Consider the following 22,712-nt stretch of genomic DNA (forward strand, 5'->3'; position numbering starts at 1 on the left):
CCGATGGAACCGGTCTTCCGCACGCTGGAAATCGTGGCGAAAACGGCGGTCCGGGCCAACGGGACACGGATCACCTTCCACGGACTGCAGAACATGCCCGCCGCCGGTGGCGCGGTCATCGCGATCAACCACACCTCCTACCTCGACTGGCTGCCCGCCGCGCTGGCCGCCAACCGACGCGGGCGGCGCATGCGGTTCATGATCAAGGCTGAGATGGGCGACGTGGCGATCGTCGGCTGGCTGATCCGGCACACCAAGACGATCCCGGTGGATCGCACCGCCGGGTCGGGCGCCTATTCGGTGGCGGTGCAGTCGCTGCGCGACGGCGAGATCGTCGGCGTGTACCCGGAGGCCACGATCAGCCGTAGCTTCGAGCTCAAGGAGTTCAAGACGGGCGCGGCGCGGATGGCGGTGGATGCGCAGGTGCCGATCGTCCCGGTGATCGTCTGGGGGGCGCACCGGATGTGGACCAAGGACCACCCGAGGGCGCTGGGACGCAAGAAGATCCCGATCACGGTGGCGGTCGGGGAACCGATCGCGCCCACCGGCACCGTCGAGGAGCTCGATGCCACACTGCGCGCGGCGATGACTCGGCTGCTGCATGATGTGCAGGCCGGATATCCGCAGCCGAAAGGAGCGTTCTGGGTGCCACGCCGACTTGGGGGAGCCGCGCCGACGCCCGCCGAGGCCAAGGTCCTCGACGAGGCCGAGCTGGCCGAGCGTGCCCGCAGGCGGGCCGATCCGGCATGACGGGACCGGCTCGATGGGGGCGCACACCCGCCCTGATCGCCACCGACGTGGACGGCACGCTGCTCGACGACGACGAGAAGGTCAGTGCCAGGACCCGTGCGACCGTGCTCGCGGCCGTCGCCGCGGGCGTCCCCTTCGTCCTGGCCACCGGGCGCCCGCCGCGCTGGGTGCCACCCGTCGTCGACCAGCTCGGGTTCGCCCCGATGGCGGTGTGCGCCAACGGAGCGGTGATCTACGACGCGGAGGCCGACCGCATCGTCGCGGCCCGCACGTTGTCCGCCGAGGTGCTCGCCGAGCTCGCCGAGATCGCCACCCGGGTGATCCCGGGCGCCGGCCTGGCCGTGGAGCGGGTGGGCCGCAGCGCGCACGACACGGCGACCCCGCAGTTCGTCAGTTCACCGGGCTACGAGCACGCCTGGCTGAATCCGGACAACACCGAGGTCTCCGTCGAGGACCTGCTCAGCGCACCCGCGGTCAAGCTGCTCATCCGGAAGGCCGGCGCCCCCAGTGCGGACATGGCGGCCGAGCTGGCCAGGCACGTGGGTATCGAGGGTGACATCACCTACTCGACCAACAACGGGCTGATCGAGATCGTGCCGCTCGGGGTGAGCAAGGCCACCGGGGTGGCCGAGGTGGCCCGTCCGCTGGACATCGGCGCGGACGGGGTGGTGGCCTTCGGGGACATGCCCAACGACGTCCCGATGCTGGCCTGGGCGGGCCTGGGCGTGGCGATGGGCAACGCCCATCCCGACGCGCTGGCCGCCGCCGACGAGGTGACCGTGACCAACGGCGAGGACGGTGTCGCCCGGGTGCTGGAGCGGTGGTGGCCGTGAGGCGGCTCAGACGGGGTTGATCGGCGGGGTGAACCGCTCGAGCTGGATCGGCGCGACGTCGGGCGCCGGCGGCGTCAGCTCCACGGCGACACCGTCGATGACACGGGTGACCCGGGCGGTCTCCCGGTCGAAGTTGAGCGTGCCGTGCTGGAAGTTCTGCACGATCCACAGCGGTTCGGGGATCTCGGCGCTGGTCGGCAGGCCCAGCGCGCCGCGTTCGAAGCCCAGTGACCCCCAGGCCGTGTAGATCCCGCCGGTGACGGGCTGGGCTCCGGTGTCCGGCGACCAGTACATGGCGCCGTGCTCGAACGTGACGTAGCGCGTCGCACCCAGACCGGAGGCCTCCGGCGACGTCGGCCAGCCCAGGTAGCTGTTCCTGCCGCCGAGGGCTTCCCACTTGGCGAAGATCGCGCCGCCGCGCAGCGATTCGGCGAGCTGCGCGGGTCCCGGCGGGTCGTTGAAGCGCGCCGCCATGTCGCGGATCTGGCCCATCAGCGCGTAGGCCGCGTTGCCGGGGCACTCGGTATTGCCGACGTCGCGGTGGGTGAAGATGGTCGGCAGCGCCACCGCCGCGCCGAACGGGAACTTGGTGAACGAGCCGCCCTCCGACGGCAGGACGACCTGGCCGTGCGGGTCCACACCGGACTGGCCCAGCACCCAGCCCAGCAGGCGCGCGGTGGTCCGCAACTGGATCGGGGTGGGCGGCACCGTCTCGAAGTCGCCCAGCATGGCAACCCCCCAGGTGTCGTGGTTGAAGCCGCCGGTGTGCGCACCCTCGACCGGCCGGGTGAGCCCTCCTGCGCGCCCCTCGAACACCTGCCCGTACTTGTCGACCAGGGCGTTGTAGGCGATGTCACACCAGCCCAGCGTGCGGGTGTGGTACTCGTAGATCGACCGCACGATGCCCGCGGAGTCCTCCGGGGTGTAGTCGTTGCTGCCTGCGGTGTGGTGCACGACCCCGGCCTGGATCCTGGCGTCGTAGCGGGGGTCACCGCAGCGCATGGACTCGTCGGCGCCCCACTGGCCGCGGCCGACGATGTGTGGCGGCTGACCCGGCGGCGTCGCCGCGTTGGGCAGCGGCGCCAGGTCCGCGGGCGCTTCCGGGGGGCTGATCAGCACCGCGTTGATGTTCTGGCCGAACGGCTGCTCCACGTTGGCGGGCACGTACCCCAGATCCGGGCGCGGTCCCTGCCGCCGCTCTGCGGCCTGCGGTGCGGCCGGGCGGGTGGTCGGCGCGTCGGCGGGGCGGGTGACCGCGATCTGCACGGTGTTGGTGCGTCCGACGAATATCGGCTCGGTGCCGCGCGGGCCCGGCAGGTCGGCGCCCACACCCTCGAGTTGCTCGGCTTCGTACCACGGTCCCCAGGAACCGTCGGCCTTCTTCGCGCGCACTCGCGCGGTGGTGCCGGTGAGATCCTCAGAGGTCAGGGCGACCAGCGAGAACGCGGTGTCCTGGTGGATCTCCCGGATGGTCTCGCCCCCGCCCAGGTCGGTCAGCGGCTGCTGGGCCACCACCACCGGGGCCTGTGAGGCCGCGGGCTCATCGCCGGGTGGGCCGGTGATCGCCCACGGCAGCACCATTACGGTCGCCGCGAGCGCGGTGACCAGCATCGATGGTGCAGGACGGCGACACAGCACGGACTGATGTTACGTATGAGCCAGATGATGCGCGTGTTTCGACACGGCTCTTTGCCCGACCAATCACCGGCACCGGCAACGGCACCGCAGAGCATTCGGTGCTTCTGCGGTGCCGTCAGGGGGCAGGACTGTGAGGTCGTGCGCTGCCGCTCAGGCGCCGGGGTCGATGGCCGCCTCGGCCGCCAGTGGCGCATCCGTCGCGACATCGCCGGCCGCCGTGGCGATCGGGGCCGCGGCGGCGGCCGGCGGCTTGATCGCCGACATGATCGCCGGCATCACGATGCCCTTGAGCAGGTCGATGGCCTCGCCGGCGCCCAGCGTGTCGGCGGCGCTGGACAGATCGCCGAGCAGGCCGGTGTTGCCGGACGTGACCGGAGCGGCCAGTGACGGGTCGCCGAGCACCGGATAGGCACCCAGCGCCGGATCCAGCCCGATCGGCGCCGAGATCGGCACCTCACCGGTCGCGGGGAGCCCCGCCGTCGAGATCGGGGCGAGGCCCAGCCCGGGATCGGTCAGCGCGGGCGGGGTCGTCAGGCCCGGTGTGGCCAGCGCGGGATCGGTCAGTGACGGCACCGTCGGGGAGGTCAGACCGGGCGATGCCAGGGCCGGATCGGTCAGCGACGGCGTGGTCAGGCTGGGGGTGGTCAGACCGGGCGCCGCGCCGCTCGGGCTGGTCAGCGCCGGGTTGGTCAGCGCCGGGTTGGCCAGGCCGGGATCGGTCAGCGACGGCATCCCGGTGGTCCCCAGGCCGGGCAGCAGGCCGGGGGAGGTCAGGCTCGGGCTGCCCAGGCCGGGGATCAACGTGGTGGGCGCCGAAGACGTGCCCGTCAGCAGGCCGGTGGGCATCGGCGGCACGTTGATGCCGAACTGTGAGAGACCCTGGGACAGGGCCGAGATCAACTCGCCGGGAAGGTCGGTGATGCTGGCCGCCTGCACGAACTCGCGGTGCTGGGGGGCAGGGTTGTCGGGGCCGCCGAGTTCGGACACGGCGACCATCGCTACCGGGCTTGCGACGGCCAGAGCGGCGACTGTGCTCAAGGCTGTCGAGAGCCTGCGTCGGCGTCGGTTCGGCACGGAAGTCTCCTCAATATCTGGAATATCTGGGCGTCGAAGATCCGGCCGACCCGAGCGGCCACCGTGCGGCCGGCCGTGGGTTGAGCTGCCGGATCTTCGTACGGGGACGATGTTACTGATGTGAATATTGGGATTAGAGTGACGATGCGGAATCGTGAGTCAATTGCGACCTTGGCGGCTCGGCCGACTCGGGTCCCAGCGGTGCGGTCGGATACCCTTGCTGCCGATGAACTCTGAAGATCCCGGGGTCGCCGCGGGACCACCCACCGGCGAATTCGATCTCCTCGTCGTCGGGTCCGGGTTCTTCGGCCTGACGATCGCCGAACGCGCGGCCACCCAGTTGGGCAAGCGCGTCCTGGTCGTCGATCGGCGGGACCACATCGGCGGCAACGCCTACTCCGAGCCCGAACCCGAGACCGGCATCGAGGTACACCGCTACGGTGCGCACCTGTTCCACACCAGCAACCGCCGGGTGTGGGACTACGTGCGGCAGTTCACCGAGTTCACCGGCTACCAGCACCGGGTGTTCGCCCTCCACAACGGTCAGGCCTACCAGTTCCCGATGGGGCTCGGTCTGGTCAGCCAGTTCTTCGGCCGGTACTTCAGCCCGGACGAGGCCCGCGCGCTGATCAACGAGCAGGCCGCCGAGATCGCCACCGAGGACGCGCAGAACCTCGAGGAGAAGGCCATCTCGCTGATCGGCCGCCCGCTGTACGAGGCGTTCGTCAAGGGCTACACGGCCAAGCAGTGGCAGACCGATCCCAAGGAGCTGCCGGCCTCGACGATCAACCGGTTGCCGGTTCGCTACACGTTCGACAACCGGTACTTCAGCGACACCTTCGAGGGCCTGCCCGTCGACGGCTACACCGCCTGGCTGAAGAACATGGCCGCCGACGATCGCATCGAGGTCCGCCTGGACACCGACTGGTTCGACGTGCGTGAGCAGTTGCGCGAGCAGAGCCCGTCGGCTCCCGTTGTCTATACCGGGCCGCTGGACCGCTATTTCGACTACGCCGACGGCCGGCTGGGATGGCGCACCCTGGATTTCGAACTCGAGGTGTTGAGCGACTGCGGGGATTTTCAGGGCACACCGGTCATGAACTACAACGACATCGAGGTGCCCTACACCCGGATCCACGAGTTCCGGCACTTCCATCCCGAACGGGAATACCCGACCGACAAGACGGTCATCATGCGGGAGTTCTCGCGATTCGCCGAGAACGACGACGAGCCGTACTACCCGATCAACACCGAGGCCGACCGCGCGGTGCTGGCCGCCTACCGTGCCCGTGCGAAAGCCGAGACCGCGGCTGCCAACGTGTTGTTCGGCGGCCGTCTGGGCACCTATCAGTACCTGGACATGCACATGGCGATCGCCAGCGCGCTGAACATGTTCGACAACGTGCTCGCGCCGCACCTGCGCGACGGTGCGCCGCTGGCCGACCCCGAGACAGAAAGCAACACCTTATGAAAAGAGACACCGTTGAGTGACATCCCGGCCGGCGCGCTCGATGCCGGACCGTCACGGGCGGTGAGCCTGCTGGCCCGCATCGTCCAGCCGCGGCCGGGTGAACCGCTCGACGTGCGCAAGCTCTACATCGAGGAATCCGACACCAACGCCCGGCGGGCGCATGCCCCGAACCGGACCCAGCTGGAGATCGGCCCCGAATCGGAGGTGTCGTTCGCCACGTACTTCAACGCATTCCCGGCCAGCTACTGGCGCCGCTGGTCGGTGCTGGAGTCGGTGGTGCTGCGAGTCGAACTGAGCGGAAGCGGCCGCGTCGACGTGTACCGGACCAAGGCCACCGGTGCCCGGATCACCCATGGCGGTACGTCGTTCAGCGGCGGCACCGACGACGAGCCCGCCGTGGTGGAGTTCGAGGTCGGGCTCGACCCGTTCGAGGACGGCGGCTGGATCTGGTTCGACGTCACCACCGACAGCGCCGTGACGCTGCAGCGGGCCGGCTGGTACGCGCCGCTGCCCGCACCCGGCCGGGCCAACATCGCGGTCGGTATCCCGACGTTCAACCGGCCCGCCGACTGCGTCAACGCGCTGGCCGCGCTGACCTCCGATCCGCTGGTCGACGACGTCATCGGCGCGGTCATCGTCTCCGATCAGGGCACCAGCAAGGCCAAGGACCACCCCGGCTTCGCCGCGGCCGCCGCCGCGCTCGGCGACCGGCTGTCCGTGCACAACCAGCCCAACCTGGGTGGGTCCGGCGGCTACAGCCGGGTCATGTACGAGGCGCTGAAGAACACCGACTGCGAACAGATCCTGTTCATGGACGACGACATCCGCATCGAACCGGACTCGGTGCTGCGGGCGCTGGCGATGAACCGCTTCGCCAAGGCGCCGACGCTGGTCGGCGGGCAGATGCTCAACCTGCAGGAGCCCTCGCACCTGCATGTGATGGGCGAGATCGTCAAACAGGCGAACTTCATGTGGACCAACGCCGCGAACACCGAGTACGACCACGACTTCGCCAGGTACCCGCTGGTCGACCAGGACGAGGACCGCAGCAAGATGCTGCACCGCCGCGTCGACGTCGACTACAACGGCTGGTGGATGTGCATGATCCCGCGGCAGGTGGCCGAGGAGCTGGGGCAGCCGCTGCCGCTGTTCATCAAGTGGGACGACGCCGACTACGGGCTGCGGGCCGCCGAGCACGGCTACGGCACGGTCACCCTGCCCGGCGCGGCGATCTGGCACATGGCGTGGAGCGACAAGGACGACGCGATCGACTGGCAGGCCTACTTCCACCTGCGTAACCGGTTGGTCGTCGCCGCGCTGCACTGGGACGGCAAGGTGACCGGCCTGCTGGCCTCGTCGGTCAAGGCCACGCTGAAACATCTTCTGTGCCTTGAATATTCGACGGTGGCGATCCAGAACCGGGCGATGGCGGACTTCCTGGCCGGTCCGGAACACATCTTCGACATCCTGGAGTCCGCGCTGCCCGACGTGCGCGCGATGCGCCAGAACTACCCCGACGCCGTCGTGCTGCCCGGCGCCACCGCGCTGCCGCCGCCGTCGGACAAGCGGCGCAGGCGGATCAAGATCCCGACGTCGCTGCCGACGATCGCGGTCCGGCTGGTGCGCGGCGTGGCCCACCAGTTCAGCGAACACGACCCGGCCCACCACGAGCGGCCCCAGCTCAACGTCGCCACCCAGGACGCACGCTGGTTCCTGCTCTGCATGGTCGACGGCGTCACCGTCACCACCGCCGACGGCCGCGGCGTGGTCTACCGGCAGCGTGACCGCACCAAGATGTTCGAGCTGCTCCGGACCTCGGCGCGCCAGCACATCGCACTGGCCCGCAAGTTCAACCGGATGCGCAGGGTGTACCGCAACGCGCTGCCGATGCTGACCAGCAAGCAGAACTGGGAGTCGGTGCTCAATTCCGGGCAGGATCGTGTGGAAGCCGGCGATGCCTGACGCCCCGCACGGTGAGGACGCCGTGCTGGTGGCGGTCCAGCACGCGCTCGCCGACCGGCCGGGCGTGCTCGCCACGGCCCGCGGGCTGTCGCATTTCGGCGAACACAGCCTGGGCTGGCTGGCGCTCGCCGCGCTCGGTGCGCTGCTGGTCCCGTCCCGCCGGCGCGACTACCTGGCCGCCGGGGTCGGCGCGTTTCTCGCCCACGCCGCCGCGGTGGTGATCAAGCGGGTGGTGCGCCGCGAGCGTCCGCACCACCCGGCGATCGCGGTGAACGTGGGCACCCCGAGCCGGTTGAGCTTCCCGTCGGCGCACGCCACGTCGACGACCGCAGCGGCGGTTCTGCTGGCCCGTCCCACCGGGCTGCCGTTGCCCGCGCTGCTGGTTCCGCCGATGGCGCTGTCCCGCATGGTGCTCGGTGTGCACTATCCGAGCGACGTGCTCGCCGGGGTGGTCATCGGCGGCATCGTCGGCAAGGCGGTCGGCAAGACGGTCGGCAGGGTGGCCGACCGGGTCGAAGGAGGGCCCTCATGAGCGCATCCCAGGTCGGGGAGGAAACAGCCGCCGCCGGCGGGCCGCCGGGCAACCTCGTCACCGGCATCGTCAAGGCGCTGCGTCCACGGCAGTGGGTCAAGAACGTACTGGTCTTCGCCGCCCCGGTGGCCGCACTCGGCGATGACCGCTATGTCTACGACTTCCGCGAAGTCCTGGTCAAGGTGCTGCTCGCGTTCGTCGTGTTCAGCCTGGCCGCCTCGTGCGTGTACCTGGTCAACGACGCCCGCGACGTGGAGGCCGACCGCGCCCATCCGACCAAGCGGTTCCGCCCGATCGCCGCAGGCGTGGTGCCGGAGTGGCTGGCCTACGGTCTGGCGGTGTTGCTCGGGGTCACGTCGCTGGCGATCTCGTGGCTGGTCACCCCGAACCTGGCACTGGTGATGGCGATCTACATCGCCATCCAGCTGGCGTACTGTTTCGGGCTCAAACACCAGGCCGTCCTCGACATCTGCATCGTGTCGTCGGGCTTCCTGATCCGGGCGATCGCCGGCGGTGTCGCCGCCGACGTGCCGCTGTCGCAGTGGTTCCTGCTGATGATGGCGTTCGGGTCGTTGTTCATGGCGGCCGGTAAGCGCTACGCCGAGCTGCAGCTGGCCGAACGGACCGGCGCCAAGATCCGCAGGTCGCTGGAGAGCTACACCAGCTCCTACCTGCGCTTCGTGTGGACGCTGTCGGCCACCGCGCTGGTGCTGTGCTACGGCCTGTGGGCCTTCGAGCGGGACGCCACCGGTGGTGCCTCGTGGTTCGTGATCTCGATGGTGCCGTTCACGATCGCCATCCTGCGCTACGCCGTCGACGTCGACGGCGGGCTGGCCGGTGAGCCGGAGGAGATCGCGCTCAAGGACCGGGTGCTGCAGCTGCTGGCGCTGGCCTGGATCGGAACCATCGGTGCCGCAGTCTTCCTCAGTTGAGCGCCCGCGCGCCACGGCGGTAGCGGACCGGCTCGACGACTGGCCCGCCTACCCATACCACGTCTCGGTGCGGGTGAGCCTCTGGGTGAGCGTCACGGTGGTGGCCGTCCTGTTCGGCTGGGGTGCCTGGCAGCGCCGCTGGATCGCCGACGACGGGCTGATCGTGTTGCGCACGGTGCGAAACCTGTTGGCGGGCAACGGGCCGGTGTTCAATGCGGGGGAGCGGGTCGAGGCCAACACCTCCACGGCGTGGTCCTACCTGATGTACCTGGGTGGCCTGGTCGCCGGGCCTGCCCGCCTGGAGTACGTCGCGCTGGTACTGGCCCTGGTGCTCAGCGTGGCGGGCGTGGTGCTGGTCATGCTGGGCACCGCCCGGCTCTACGCGCCCAGCCTGGTGGGTCGCACCGCGGTGCTGCTGCCCGCGGGCGCCCTCGTCTACATCGCCGTGCCGCCCGCCCGCGACTTCGCCACCTCCGGGCTGGAGAACGGCCTGGTGCTGGCCTACCTGGGCCTGCTGTGGTGGATGATGGTCTGCTGGTCGCAGGCCAGGCGAGGGGAGCCGACATCGCGCGCGTTCGACGCCGCGCTGGCGGTGGTGGCCGGGCTCAGTGTGCTGGTCCGGCCCGAGCTGGCGCTGATCGGCGGTCTGGCCCTGGTGATGATGCTGATCGCGGCGCCGGACTGGCGTCGGCGCGCACTCGTCGTCGTCGCCGGCGGGCTGCTGCCGGTCGCCTACCAGATCTTCCGGATGGGCTACTACGGCCTGGTGGTGCCGGGCACCGCGCTGGCCAAGGACGCGACCGGCTCCAAATGGCAGCAGGGCTTCGTCTACCTGGCCAACTTCAACCGGCCCTACCTGTTGTGGGCGCCGGCGGTGCTGTTGATCGGGCTGGCGGTCATGGTCCTGCTGTTGCGGGGCCGGCCGGCCCGGGGAAGTCGCGGCGCGGCCGGCCCGCGGTTGGCGCGGATGGTGCAGAGCCCGGCCGCGGTGGTGGCGTTCATGCTGCTCAGCGGGGTGCTGCAGGCGTTGTACTGGATTCGCCAGGGTGGCGATTTCATGCATGGCCGGGTGTTGCTGACGCCGCTGTTCTGCCTGATCGCCCCGGTTGCGGTGATCCCGTTGATGCTGCCGGACCGCACCCGGATGGCCCGCGGGGCGGGCTACCTCTACGCGGGGGCCACCGGCGTGCTGTGGCTCGCGGTGGCGGGCTGGGCACTGTGGGCAGCCAACTCGCCGGGAATGGGCGCCGATGCCACCCGGGTCACCTATACCGGCATCGTCGACGAGCGGCGTTTCTACGCGCAGGCGACCGGTCACGCCCATCCGCTGACCGCGGCGGACTATCTGGACTACCCGCGGATGCGCGCGATGCTCGAAGCGATCGAGAACACCCCGGACGGAGCCCTGCTGCTGCCCTCAGGAAACTACATCCAGTGGGATGTGGTGCCAGCTATTCCGCCGTCCGCGGACCCGCCGCCCGCCCAGCCGGGTGAGCAGAGAGGGCCGCACACAGTGTTTTTCACAAACCTGGGGATGCTCGGCATGAACGTGGGGCTCAACGTCCGGGTGATCGACCAGATCGGTCTGGCTAACCCACTGGCGGCACACACCGCCAGGATCGAGGACGGCCGGATCGGTCACGACAAGAACCTGTTCCCGGATTGGGCGGTGGCCGAGGGGCCGTTCCTCAAAGAGGATCCCTACATCCCGTCCTATCTGGACGAGGACTGGATCCGGCAGGCCGAGGTCGCGCTGGAGTGCCCGGACACCGTCGCCGTGCTGAACTCGATCCGGGCTCCGATGACGCCGCGGCGGTTCCTGTCCAACCTGCTGCACGCCGCGGAATTCACCCGCTACCGCATCGACCGGGTGCCCCGCTACGAACTCGAGCGGTGCGGGCTGCCGGTGCCCGAACCGGTCGATCCGCCCTACACCGGGCTGCCCGCCACCGGGCCCTGAACGCTGCGGATTTGCTGGCGGACCGGGTTTTCTGCTTTCGTAACGCGGTAGCCACGTTCGTCAGATAAGAGATGTGACGGGGGCCGCGACGGGACTCCGGCTGGGGGTTCAGCGCGTTCGCGGCGAAGAGAGATCACCACAAAGGTGTGGTTGACTACACGGGCAACGAGGCCCGGTCCGGGGAACCGATGGCCAGATGCTGCTCACGAAAGATGGGACAAACAACACCATGAAGCTCGTTGGAAGGCTGCGCGGCGCAGCCAGGATGACGTGGCGCAGGCTCGCGGCGGCGACCCTGGTCGCCGCGGTGCTGCCGGCGCTGATCGGTGCCGTCGGCGGTTCGGCGACCGCGGGGGCGTTCTCCCGTCCGGGTCTGCCGGTGGAGTACCTCATGGTGCCGTCCGCGGGGATGGGTCGTGACATCAAGGTGCAGTTCCAGGGCGGCGGGGTCAATGCGCCCGGCCTCTACCTGCTCGACGGCCTGCGTGCGCAGGACGACTTCAACGGCTGGGACATCAACACCGCGGCGTTCGAGTGGTATCTCGACTCCGGCCTGGCCGTGATCATGCCGGTCGGTGGCGAGTCCAGCTTCTACAGCGACTGGTATTCACCGGCCTGCGGCAACAACGGCTGCCAGACGTACAAGTGGGAGACGTTCCTCACCAGTGAGCTGCCCGCCTACCTGGCGGCCAACAAGGGTGTCGACCCGACCCGCAACGCCGCCGTGGGCCTCTCGATGGCCGGCTCGGCCGCGCTGACGCTGGCGATCTATCACCCGCAGCAGTTCCAGTACGCGGGGTCGCTGTCGGGCTTCCTGAACCTGTCCGAGGGCTGGTGGCCGATGCTGGTCAACATCTCGATGGGTGACGCCGGCGGCTACGACGCCGACGACATGTGGGGCAAGACCGAAGACGCCGACAGCGCCTGGAAGCGCAACGACCCGATGGTCAACATCGGCAAGCTGGTGGCCAACAACACCCGCATCTGGATCTTCTGCGGCAACGGCAAGCCCTCCGAACTGGATGCCGGCATGAGCTCGGGCAACCTGTTCAACGCGAAGTTCCTGGAGGGCTTCACGCTGCGCACCAACAAGACGTTCCAGGAGGAGTACATCGCCGCGGGCGGGACGAACGGCGTGTTCAACTTCCCGTCCAACGGCACTCACCAGTGGACCTACTGGGGCCAGCAGCTGCAGCAGATGAAGCCCGACATCCAGCGGGTGCTGAGCGCGGTGCCGCAGCCCTCGGCTCCGGCGGCCCCGGCCGAGCCGGTCGTCGACGGCGGCTAGGCCCACGACCGAGTCGACGGCGGTGACACACCTCGGGTGAGTCACCGCCGTCAGTCGTTTTGGGCCCCGGGCCGTCATGGTGATGTGGTTCACTACCTGCGTTGGCCGGGATGTGCGCCAGCGTCTACGACGGAGTGAGAGGTGGGGCGGATGCGTGCGTTGAGCCGATTGATCACAGCCGCGATGATGGCGGTGGGGCTGTTGGTGGTCAGCATGACGCCGTTCTCGCCGGCCACCCTGCCGGCGCGGGCCGACGGCGTCGAGTACCTGATGGTGCCGTCGGCGGCGATGGGCCGTGACATCCCGGTGGCCTTCCAGGGCGGCGGACCCCACGCGGTCGTGCTGCTCGACGCATTCAACGCCGCGCCCGACGTGAGCAACTGGGTGACCGCGGGCAACGCGATGAACACGCTGGCCGGGCTCGGTATCTCGGTGGCCGCCCCGGCCGGCGGGGCGTGGAGCATGTACACCAACTGGGAGGCCGACGGCAGCAAGCAGTGGGAGACCTTCCTGGCCGTCGAGCTGCCGAACTGGCTGGCCGCCAACAAGGGACTGGCTCCCGGTGGGCACGGCATCGTCGGCGCCGCCCAGGGCGGCACCGGCGCGTTGACGATGGCGGTGTTCCACCCCGACCGGTACCGGTTCGCCGGATCGCTGTCGGGATTCCTGACGCCGTCGGCCACCGCCCTCAACGGCGCCATCACCGCCGGCATGGCCCAGTACGGCGGCGTGGACACCCGCAACATGTGGGGTTTGCCACAGCTGGGCCGGTGGAAATGGCACGACCCCGACGTGCACGCGCAGCTGTTGGTCGACAGCAACGCCCGCCTGTGGATCTTCAGCCCGGCGACGCTGACGTGCAGCGACCCCGCCGCGATGATCGGCTACTGCGATCAGGCGCAGGGCAGTAACCGCACGTTCTACGCCCATTACCGGGCCATCGGCGGCAGCAACGCGCACTTCGACTTCCCGTCCACGGGCAACCACGACTGGGGTTCGTGGAGCGGGCAGCTTGCAGCGATGTCCGGCGAGCTGGCCGCCACCATCCGGTAGCCCACTCGCGGTCAGCCTTCCGGGGGGACCGGCCGGCAGCCGGTACTTTGGAGGCGTGCAGCACGGGTCACGACCGACGATGGCGGGAATGGCAGGGATGACGGGGATGTCCTTGCTGGTCGCGTCGTCCGCGGCGTGGCTGACCGGTTGCTCCTTCGGCGACGACATGATGGGCGGGTTGAGCTCGGAGGTCGAGACGGCCCCCGCGCACGGGCAGTCCACCGCGGATCTGCCCGGCCCGTTGGAGCCCGGCATGGCATCCAACGCGCTGATGGTCACCCCACGGCAGCAGCACTTCCTCGACGGCTTGCAGGCCGCGGGGGTGCAGCCGTCGAGTGACCTCGCCGCGCTGAGCATCGGCTCCTACGTGTGTCAGGCCCGCGCCGCCAAGCACACCGACCAGCAGGTGTGGGACTTCGTGATGCCGATGGTGCGCAACGAGGTCAGCGAGTCCGGCGGGGGTTCGGCGATCGTGCCGTCGGCGGTCGAGGTGAGGTCCGCGACCGCCGACTACATTCGGGTCGCGACGGAGCAGCTCTGCTAGCAGAGCCGACCACGGATCGACCCGACCACCCACGCACCCGAGGAGTACGAGACCGTCATGGCCAAGACCGACCGGCGTAAACGCCACCGCCTGCTGGGGCTGCTGGCGGCCGCGGCGGTCGGCCTGGTCGTCGTGCTGGTTCTGGCGATCGTGATCGTCGTGGTGCGCAGGCCGGCGACTCCGCCGTCGGCGATCCCGCCGAGCGCCGTACCGCCGACCGCGGTTCCGACGATCAAGCGACCGAGGCCCGAGTTCCAGGACGCGTCCTGCCCGGATGTGCAGCTGATCTCGATCCCGGGGACCTGGGAGTCGTCGGTGCAGCTCGACCCGTTCAACCCGGTGCAGTTCCCGGCCGCCCTGCTGCTGAACGTGACCAACCCGATCGTCGCGCAGTTCGGCACCGACCGTGTCGAGGTGTACACGGTTCCCTACACCGCGCAGTTCCACAATCCGCTGTCGGCCGACGCGCAGATGTCCTACAACGACAGCCGCGCCGAGGGCACCCGCACCGCGGTGCAGGCGATGACGGACATGAACAACCGCTGCCCGCTGACCAGCTACGTGCTGGTCGGGTTCTCCCAGGGCGCGGTGATCGCCGGCGACATCGCCAGCGACATCGGCAACGGGCGTGGCCCTGTCGACGCGGATCTGGTGATCGGTGTGACGTTGATCGCCGACGGGCGCCGGCAGGACGGCGTGGGCCAGGACATCGGCCCCAGCCCCGCCGGGCAGGGTGCGGAGATCACCCTGCACGAGGTGCCGACGCTGTCGGCACTCGGGCTGACGATGACCGGACCCCGGCCGGGCGGTTTCGGTGCGCTCGACGACCGGACCAACGAGATCTGCGCGAGCGGCGATCTGATCTGCGCCGCCCCGGAGTCGGCGTTCAACATCACCGAGCTGCCCAGGACGCTGGAGGTGCTGGCCGGCGGTGCCGGACAACCCGTGCACGCGATGTACGCCACACCGGAGTTCTGGAACCTCGACGGTCAGCCGGCCACGGCGTGGACCCTGAACTGGGCACAGGGCGTGATCGACAATGCGCCGCGGCCGAAACATGGCTGACACGTGACCGGAAAGATGTCCGCCGGGATTTGGCGCGGCCGCGCAGGTCGCCTAGCATGACTTGAGATTAAGGGAAATCTAAGAGCGCTGACCGGCGGTTGCGGGGTGGGGAGCCTTCTCCCCGGTACGATCTTCGGGGTTTGGGATAGCGATCCCGTTCGATTGGAGTAGCAGATGGCCTTCCACAACCCGTTCATCAAGGACGGACTGATCAAGTTCCCCGACAACGGCAGCTTGGTCAAGCACGTCGAACGATGGGCGAAGGTTCGTGGGGACAAGCTCGCCTACCGATTCCTGGACTTCTCCACCGAACGCGACGGTGTGGAGCGCGATCTGCACTGGGCCGATTTCGGTGCCCGAAACCGCGCGGTCGGGGCGCGCCTGCAACAGGTGACCCAGCCCGGGGACCGGGTGGCCATCCTGTGCCCGCAGAACCTCGAATACCTGGTGGCGTTCTTCGGAACCCTCTACTCGGGCCGCATCGCGGTGCCGCTGTTCGACCCGTCGGAGCCCGGCCACGTCGGCCGCCTGCACGCGGTGCTGGACAACTGCACCCCGTCGGCGATCCTGACCACGACCGCCGCGGCCGAGGGCGTGCGCAAGTTCTTCCGTACCCGCCCGGCCGATCAGCGTCCCCGCGTGATCGCCGTCGACGCGGTGCCCGACGAGGTCGGCGCCACCTGGGAGCCGGTCGACGTCGCCCACGACACCATCGCCTACCTGCAGTACACGTCGGGTTCCACCCGGATCCCGACCGGTGTGCAGATCACCCATCTGAACCTGGCCACCAACGTGGTGCAGGTCATCGAGGCGCTGCAGGGCGAAGAGGGCGACCGCGGCGTGTCCTGGCTGCCGTTCTTCCACGACATGGGTCTGATCACGGTGCTGTTGTCGCCGATGATCGGCCACTACGTGACGTTCATGACGCCCGCGGCGTTCGTGCGCCGGCCCGGCCGCTGGATCCGGGAGCTGGCCCGCAAGGAGGGCGACACCGGCGGCACCATCTCCGTCGCGCCGAACTTCGCGTTCGACCACGCCGCCGCCCGCGGGCTGCCCAAGGACGGTGAGCCGCCGCTGGACATGTCCAACGTCAAGGCGATCCTCAACGGCAGCGAGCCGATCTCGGCGGCCACCGTGCGCCGGTTCAACGAGGCGTTCGGCCCGTACGGGTTCCACCCGCAGGCGATCAAGCCGTCCTACGGCCTGGCCGAGGCGACGCTGTTCGTCTCGACGACACCGTGGAACGAGTCCCCGAAGATCATCTCGGTGGACCGCGACGAGCTCAACGCGCACCGCTTCGTCGAGGTGCCCGACGATTCCCCCAAGGCCGTCGCGCAAGCCGGCGCGGGCAAGGTCGGCGTCGCCGAGTGGGCGGTGATCGTCGACAACGACACCGCCACCGAGCTGACCGACGGGCAGATCGGCGAGATCTGGATCAGTGGCCAGAACATGGGCACCGGCTACTGGAACAAGCCCGAGGAGACGGTGGCGACGTTCCAGAACACGCTCAAGTCGCGCACCACGCCGTCGCACGCCGAGGGGGCCGGCGACGACGCGACCTGGGTGCGCACCGGCGACTACGGCGCCTATCACGACGGCGAGCTCTACATCACCGGTCGCGTCAAGGATCTGGTGATCATCGACGGCCGCAACCACTACCCGCAGGATCTGGAGTACTCGGCCCAGGAGGCGACCAAGGCGCTGCGCACCGGTTTCGTCGCGGCGTTCTCGGTGCCCGCCAACCAGCTTCCCGACGAGGTGTTCGAGAACACGCACGCGGGCCTCAAGCGCGATCCCGACGACACCTCCGAACAGTTGGTGATCGTCGGTGAGCGGGCGCCCGGCTCGCACAAGCTGGACCTGGATCCCATCGCCGACGACATCCGCGCCGCCATCGCGGTCCGCCACGGCGTGACGGTGCGCGACGTGCTGCTCACCCCGGCCGGTGCGATCCCGCGGACGTCGAGCGGCAAGATCGGCCGCCGGGCCTGCCGGTCGGCCTACCTGGACGGCAGCCTGCGCGGCGGGAAGGTGGCCAACGCCTTCCCGGACGAGTCGGACTGACGACACAAGACAGCGGCCCCCGGGGTCGCCGCGTCGAACGTGAGGTTATGTGAACATGGCTGAAGCACAAGACGATTCCGGCATCACCCCGGCAACGAACGGGGTCCCCCAGAGTGGCCCGGACATGACCGTGGCCGAGATGCGCGAGTGGCTGCGCAACTGGATCGGCAACGCCACCGGGCAGTCGCCGGACTCGGTCAGCGAGACGGCCCCGATGGTCGAGCTCGGGCTGTCCTCCCGCGACGCCGTCGCGATGGCCAGCGACATCGAAGACCTCACCGGTGTCACGCTGACCGCCACCGTCGCGTTCCGCCATCCCACCGTCGAGGCGCTGGCGACGGTCATCATCGAGGGCGAGCCGGAACCCGACGATGCGGACCTCGACGCCGAGGACTGGTCGCGTGGTGCCGGCCCGGCCGATGAGGGCCGATTGAACATCGCCATCGTCGGCGTCGGTACCCGGTTCCCCGGTGACATGAACACGCCCGACGAGATGTGGGCCGCCCTGCTGGAGGGCCGCGACGCCATCACCGATCTCCCGGAGGGGCGCTGGTCGGAGTTCCTCTCCGAGCCCCGGGTGGCCGAACGGGTCGCCAAGGCCCGCACCCGCGGCGGCTACCTGAGCGACATCAAGGGCTTCGACGCCGAGTTCTTCGCGCTGTCGAAGATGGAGGCCGACAACATCGATCCGCAGCAGCGGATGGCGCTGGAACTGACCTGGGAGGCGTTGGAGCACGCCAGGATTCCGGCGTCGAGCCTGCGCGGCGAGAACGTCGGCGTCTACGTCGGCAGCTCCACCAACGACTACAGCTTCCTCGGCGTGGCCGACCCGGCCACCGCGCACCCCTACGCCATCACCGGCACCGCCAGCTCGATCATCGCCAACCGGGTGTCGTATTTCTACGACTTCCGGGGCCCGTCGATGGCCATCGACACCGCATGCTCGTCCTCGCTGGTCGCCGTGCACGAGGGCATCAAGGCGCTGCGCGCGGGTGACGCCGACGTGGTGCTCGCCGGCGGCGTCAACGCGCTGGTGACGCCCCTGGTCACGGTCGGGTTCGACGAGGTCGGCGGCGTGCTCGCGCCGGACGGCCGGATCAAGTCCTTCTCCGCTGACGCCGACGGCTACGCCCGTTCCGAGGGCGGCGGCATGGTGGTGCTCAAGCGGCTCGCCGACGCCCGCCGCGACGGCGACCAGATCCTGGCCGTCATCGCCGGCGGCGCGGTCAACCACGACGGCCGCTCCAACGGCCTGCTGGCCCCCAATCCCGATGCGCAGGAAGCGGTGCTGCGCAAGGCCTACAAGGATGCCGGCATCGATCCGAGGAACGTCGACTACGTCGAGGCGCACGGCACCGGCACCATCCTCGGTGACCCGATCGAGGCCGACGCACTGGGCCGGGTGGTCGGCCGCGGCCGGGCGGCCGACCGGCCGGCACTGCTCGGTGCGGTGAAATCCAATGTGGGGCATCTGGAATCGGCTGCGGGAGCGGCCAGCCTGGCCAAGATGGCGTTGGCGCTGTTCCACGACAAGATCCCGCCGTCGATCAACTACGCCGGCCCCAACCCCTACATCGACTTCGACCGCGAACACCTCAGGGTCGCCGACACGGTCACCGACTGGCCCCGGTACTCGGGCCATGCCATCGCGGGGGTGTCCGGTTTCGGGTTCGGCGGCGCCAACGCCCACCTGGTGCTGCGCGAGGTGCTGCCCGAGGATCTGGTCGAGCCCGAAGCCGACGAACCGGTCGTCGAGGCCACGGCCGCACCGGCCAAGCCGGCGGTTTACGTCGGCGGTGTGCTGGTCGAGGACGACGACGAGGACGACGAGGGCGTTGCCGCAGAGCGGGATCCGGCGTTCTACGGCGAGGTGCTCGACACCGAACCGGAACTGCCCGGGCTGACCGACGAGGCGCTGCGACTGCTCGAGGTGGCTCGCGAGGAACTGGCCGCGACTCAGCAAGACCCGGCGGCCGAGCACCACACACCCGTTGTGCCGCTGGCCGTCTCGGGTTTCCTGACGTCACGCAAGCGGGCCACCGCCGCCGAGCTGGCGGACTGGATGGACAGCGCGGAAGGCCGCGCGTCATCGCTGGAGGCGATCGGCCGGTCGCTGTCGCGGCGCAACCACGGCCGCTCGCGCGCCGTCGTGCTGGCCCACGATCACGACGAGGCGATCAAGGGGCTGCGCGCGCTGGCCGACGGCAAGCCGAACCCGATCGTGCTGTCCGCCGACGGCCCGGTGACCAACGGCCCGGTCTGGGTGCTGGCCGGCTTCGGTGCCCAGCACCGCAAGATGGCCAAGAGCCTGTACCTGCGCGACGACGTCTTCGCCGAGTGGATCAACAAGGTCGACGCGCTGGTCCAGGACGAGCGCGGGTACTCGGTCGTCGAGCTGATCCTCGACGACGCGCAGGACTACGGCATCGAGACCACCCAGATCACCATCTTCGCGATCCAGATCGCGCTCGGTGAGCTGCTCAAGTCACACGGCGCGAAACCCGCTGCACTGGTGGGACAGTCGCTCGGGGAGGCCGCTGCGGCGTACTTCTCCGGCGGGCTGTCGCTGGAGGATGCGACCCGCACGATCTGTTCGCGCTCGCACCTGATGGGTGAGGGCGAGGCCATGCTGTTCGGCGAGTACATCCGGCTGATGGCGCTCGTCGAGTACTCCGCCGAGGAGATCGAGAGCGTCTTTTCCGACTTCAAGGATCTCGAGGTATGCGTCTACGCCGCGCCGAGCCAGACGGTCATCGGCGGACCGCCGGACCAGGTGGACGCGATCATCGCCCGCGCCGAGTCGGAGGGCAAGTTCGCCCGCAAGTTCCAGACCAAGGGCGCCAGCCACACCTCGCAGATGGACCCGTTGCTGGGTGAGCTCGCCGCCGAACTGCAAGGCATCCAGGCGCATCCGCTGCAGACCGCCTACTACTCGACGGTGCACGAGGGCAACCTGATCCGGGCCGGCTCGGGGCCTATTCACGATGTCGACTACTGGAAGAAGGGCCTGCGCCACAGCGTGTACTTCACGCACGGCATCCGCAACGCCGTCGACAACGGCCACACCACCTTCCTGGAGCTGGCGCCGAATCCGGTGGCGCTGATGCAGGTCGGGCTGACCACGGCGGCCGCGGGTCTGCACGACGCGCAGCTGATCGCGACGCTGGCGCGCAAGCAGGACGAGGTCGACTCGATGACCACGGCCATGTCGCACCTGTTCGTGCACGGTCATGACCTGGACTTCCGGACCCTGTTCCCGCTGCCGTCGGACCGGCCGCAGGACCCGGCAACGGATTTCGCGAACATCCCGCCGACCCGGTTCAAGCGCAAGCCGCACTGGCTGGACGCGCACTTCACCGGCGACAGTTCGACTGTCATGCCCGGCAACCACGTGGCAACACCCGACGGCAGGCACGTCTGGGAGTACGCGGCCCGGGGTGCCGTCGACTCGGCCGCGCTGGCTGCGCTCGTGAAAGCCGCTGCGGCGGCGGTGCTTCCGGACACGAAGCTGACCGCCGCCGAGCAGCGGGCGGTGCCGGGGGAGGGATCGCGCCTGGTGACCACCCTGACCCGCCATCCCGGTGGTGCTTCGGTGCAGGTGCACGCCCGTATCGACGAGTCCTTCACGCTGGTCTACGACGCGATCGTGACCAAGGGCGGAGCGCAGACCGCTCTGCCGACCGCGGTCGGCGCCGGCACGGTCGCCGAGATCACCTCGGCCCCGGCCGAACCCGAGTCCGAAGAAGGCGCGGCCGAGGAGGCGGCGATCCTGCAGGACAACCTGACCGCCGGTGCGGGCCTGGCGGCGGGCTTCGCGAAGTGGTCCCCGGAGTCCGGCGAGACGATCGCCGATCGGCTCGGGGCGATCGTGGGCGGTGCGATGGGCTACGAGCCCGAGGACCTGCCCTGGGAGGTGCCGCTGATCGAGCTGGGGCTCGATTCGCTGATGGCGGTGCGGATCAAGAACCGCGTCGAGTACGACTTCGACCTGCCGCCGATCCAGCTGACCGCGGTCCGTGACGCCAACCTCTACGCGGTGGAGAAGTTGATCACCTACGCGGTCGAGCACCGCGACGAGGTGGACCAGATCGCCGAGTCGCAGAAGGGCAAGACCGCCGAGGAGATCGCCGCCGAGCAGGCCGAGATGATGGGTGGGGCGAGCACCGTCGCCGAGCTCGAGGCCAAGCTGGCCGAGGCCGGCCACCCGATCGCCGAGGACGCCGACGCCGCCGCGGCGCAGGCGCCGCTGGACATCCCGCCGCCGATGTCGAATGTCGCGGGCGTCCCCGCTCCGGTGCCGAATGTCGCGGGCGTCCCCGCTCCGCCGACCGACCCGTCGGGCCCCGTGGTTCCCCCGCCACCGACCGACCCGTCCGGTCCGGCCGCCGACAAGCCCAGCGCCGCCGGCATCGCCGCCAAGGTGCTGACCCAGGAGGCGGTCACCGATGCGCTCGGCGCCGACGTGCCGCCGCGGGAGGCCGCCGAGCGGGTCACGTTCGCGACCTGGGCGATCGTCACCGGCAAGTCCCCGGGAGGCATCTTCAACGAGCTGCCGGCCGTCGACGACGCCACCGCGCAGAAGATGGCCGAGCGGCTCTCCGAACGTGCCGACGGCGTCATCACCGCCGAGCAGGTCAAGGCCGCGCGCACCATCGAGGCGCTGGCCACCGATGTCCGCGACGTGATGGACGCCGGTGAGCTGGACGGCTTCGTGCGCACCCTGCGGGCGCCCAAGGAGGGCTCGGACCGCGTCCCGGTGTTCGTCTTCCACCCGGCCGGCGGTTCCACCGTCGTCTACGAGCCGCTGCTCAAGCGGCTGCCGCCGGACACTCCGGTGTACGGGCTGGAACGGGTCGACGGGTCGATCGCGGAACGCGCCCGCGAGTACGTGCCCAAGCTGATGGAGATGTACGGCACCGGGCCCTACGTCCTGGCCGGCTGGTCGCTGGGTGGGGCGCTGGCCTACGCCTGCGCCGTCGGGCTCAAGCGTAACGGCGCCGACGTCCGGTTCGTCGGGCTGATCGACACCGTGCGCGCCGGCGAGGAGGTGCCGCAGACCAAGGAGGAGATCCGCGCCCGCTGGGACCGCTACGCCCTGTTCGCGCAGCGCACGTTCAACGTCGAGATCCCGGAGGTGCCCTACGAGCAGCTCGAGGAGCTCGACGACGAGGGGCAGGTGAAGTTCGTGCTCGATGCGGTCAAGGACAGCGGCGTGGACATCCCCGGCGGCATCATCGAGCATCAGCGGACGTCCTACCTGGACAACCGGGCGCTGGACACCGCGGTGATCGAGCCCTACGACGGGCACGTCACGCTCTACATGGCCGACCGCTACCACGACGACGCGATCATGTTCGAGCCCCGCTACGCCACCCGCCGACCCGACGGCGGCTGGGGTGAATTCGTCACCGACCTCGAGATCGTGCCGATCGGGGGCGAGCACATCCAGGCCATCGACGAGCCGTACATTGCAAAGGTCGGCGCGCACATGAGCGAGGCGATCACCGCGATCGAGGGCAGCCGGACCGAACAGGAGGCGTAGGCGA

At 69.6% G+C, this 22,712-nt stretch carries 15 protein-coding genes; 13 read left to right on the forward strand and 2 right to left on the reverse strand.

The annotated features are described in order from the left end of the window. Nucleotides 1-3: 3 nt before the first annotated feature. A complete protein-coding gene (locus JDV09_RS02620; protein ID WP_221367565.1) occupies nt 4-750 on the forward strand; it encodes a lysophospholipid acyltransferase family protein in 747 nt (248 codons plus the stop codon). After that, complete coding sequence (locus tag JDV09_RS02625; RefSeq protein WP_221367566.1) at nt 747-1,583, forward strand: HAD family hydrolase; 837 nt, start codon at nt 747-749, stop codon at nt 1,581-1,583. Before JDV09_RS02620 ends, JDV09_RS02625 begins: the two co-directional genes overlap by 4 nt. 6 nt (nt 1,584-1,589) lie before the next feature. Here JDV09_RS02625 and JDV09_RS02630 read toward each other — a convergent pair whose 3' ends face one another. Then, entirely contained in the window at nt 1,590-3,221 is a 1,632-nt protein-coding gene (locus tag JDV09_RS02630; RefSeq protein ID WP_221367567.1) for an N-acetylmuramoyl-L-alanine amidase, read from the reverse strand. Between the two features lie 150 nt (nt 3,222-3,371). Further along, nucleotides 3,372-4,295, reverse strand: coding sequence for a hypothetical protein (locus JDV09_RS02635; protein WP_221367568.1), 924 nt, complete (start codon nt 4,293-4,295; stop codon nt 3,372-3,374). Between the two features lie 226 nt (nt 4,296-4,521). Between JDV09_RS02635 and glf the strand changes: the two genes are divergently transcribed. The 11 genes from glf (at nt 4,522) to pks13 (ending at nt 22,708) form a co-directional block, all read left to right on the forward strand. Continuing rightward, complete coding sequence (gene glf / locus JDV09_RS02640; RefSeq protein WP_221367569.1) at nt 4,522-5,766, forward strand: UDP-galactopyranose mutase; 1,245 nt, start codon at nt 4,522-4,524, stop codon at nt 5,764-5,766. 12 nt (nt 5,767-5,778) lie between these two features. Beyond that, nucleotides 5,779-7,728 (forward strand): glycosyltransferase, encoded by a 1,950-nt coding sequence (locus JDV09_RS02645; protein WP_221367570.1) that lies wholly within the window; start codon nt 5,779-5,781, stop codon nt 7,726-7,728. Further along, nucleotides 7,721-8,260 carry a phosphatase PAP2 family protein gene (locus JDV09_RS02650; RefSeq protein WP_221367571.1) on the forward strand — a complete coding sequence of 180 codons (540 nt, stop codon included), beginning with the start codon at nt 7,721-7,723 and terminating at the stop codon, nt 8,258-8,260. Before JDV09_RS02645 ends, JDV09_RS02650 begins: the two co-directional genes overlap by 8 nt. Continuing rightward, nucleotides 8,257-9,192: a decaprenyl-phosphate phosphoribosyltransferase gene (locus tag JDV09_RS02655; RefSeq protein WP_221367572.1), complete on the forward strand. Its 936-nt coding sequence runs from the start codon at nt 8,257-8,259 to the stop codon at nt 9,190-9,192. Before JDV09_RS02650 ends, JDV09_RS02655 begins: the two co-directional genes overlap by 4 nt. After that, entirely contained in the window at nt 9,170-11,152 is a 1,983-nt protein-coding gene (gene aftB, locus JDV09_RS02660) for a terminal beta-(1->2)-arabinofuranosyltransferase (protein WP_308123974.1), read from the forward strand. The genes JDV09_RS02655 and aftB overlap by 23 nt, the downstream gene beginning before the upstream one ends. A 229-nt stretch (nt 11,153-11,381) precedes the next feature. Continuing rightward, nucleotides 11,382-12,440, forward strand: coding sequence for an esterase family protein (locus JDV09_RS02665; protein ID WP_221367573.1), 1,059 nt, complete (start codon nt 11,382-11,384; stop codon nt 12,438-12,440). Nucleotides 12,441-12,590: 150 nt separating this feature from the next. Continuing rightward, entirely contained in the window at nt 12,591-13,493 is a 903-nt protein-coding gene (locus JDV09_RS02670; protein ID WP_221367574.1) for an alpha/beta hydrolase-fold protein, read from the forward strand. 106 nt (nt 13,494-13,599) lie between these two features. Beyond that, the gene (locus JDV09_RS02675) at nt 13,600-14,037 is read left to right on the forward strand and encodes a DUF732 domain-containing protein (RefSeq protein WP_308123975.1); all 438 of its coding nucleotides are present in this window, start codon (nt 13,600-13,602) and stop codon (nt 14,035-14,037) included. 57 nt (nt 14,038-14,094) lie between these two features. Beyond that, nucleotides 14,095-15,102, forward strand: a complete 1,008-nt coding sequence (culp6, locus tag JDV09_RS02680) for a carboxylesterase Culp6 (protein ID WP_221367575.1) — start codon at nt 14,095-14,097, stop codon at nt 15,100-15,102. Between the two features lie 174 nt (nt 15,103-15,276). Then, entirely contained in the window at nt 15,277-17,166 is a 1,890-nt protein-coding gene (gene fadD32, locus JDV09_RS02685) for a long-chain-fatty-acid--AMP ligase FadD32 (RefSeq protein WP_221367576.1), read from the forward strand. Between the two features lie 55 nt (nt 17,167-17,221). Beyond that, the gene (pks13, locus tag JDV09_RS02690) at nt 17,222-22,708 is read left to right on the forward strand and encodes a polyketide synthase Pks13 (RefSeq protein WP_221367577.1); all 5,487 of its coding nucleotides are present in this window, start codon (nt 17,222-17,224) and stop codon (nt 22,706-22,708) included. Nucleotides 22,709-22,712 lie beyond the last annotated feature (4 nt).

The sequence above is a fragment of the Mycolicibacterium xanthum genome (assembly GCF_019710635.1).
GTDB lineage: Bacteria > Actinomycetota > Actinomycetes > Mycobacteriales > Mycobacteriaceae > Mycobacterium > Mycobacterium xanthum.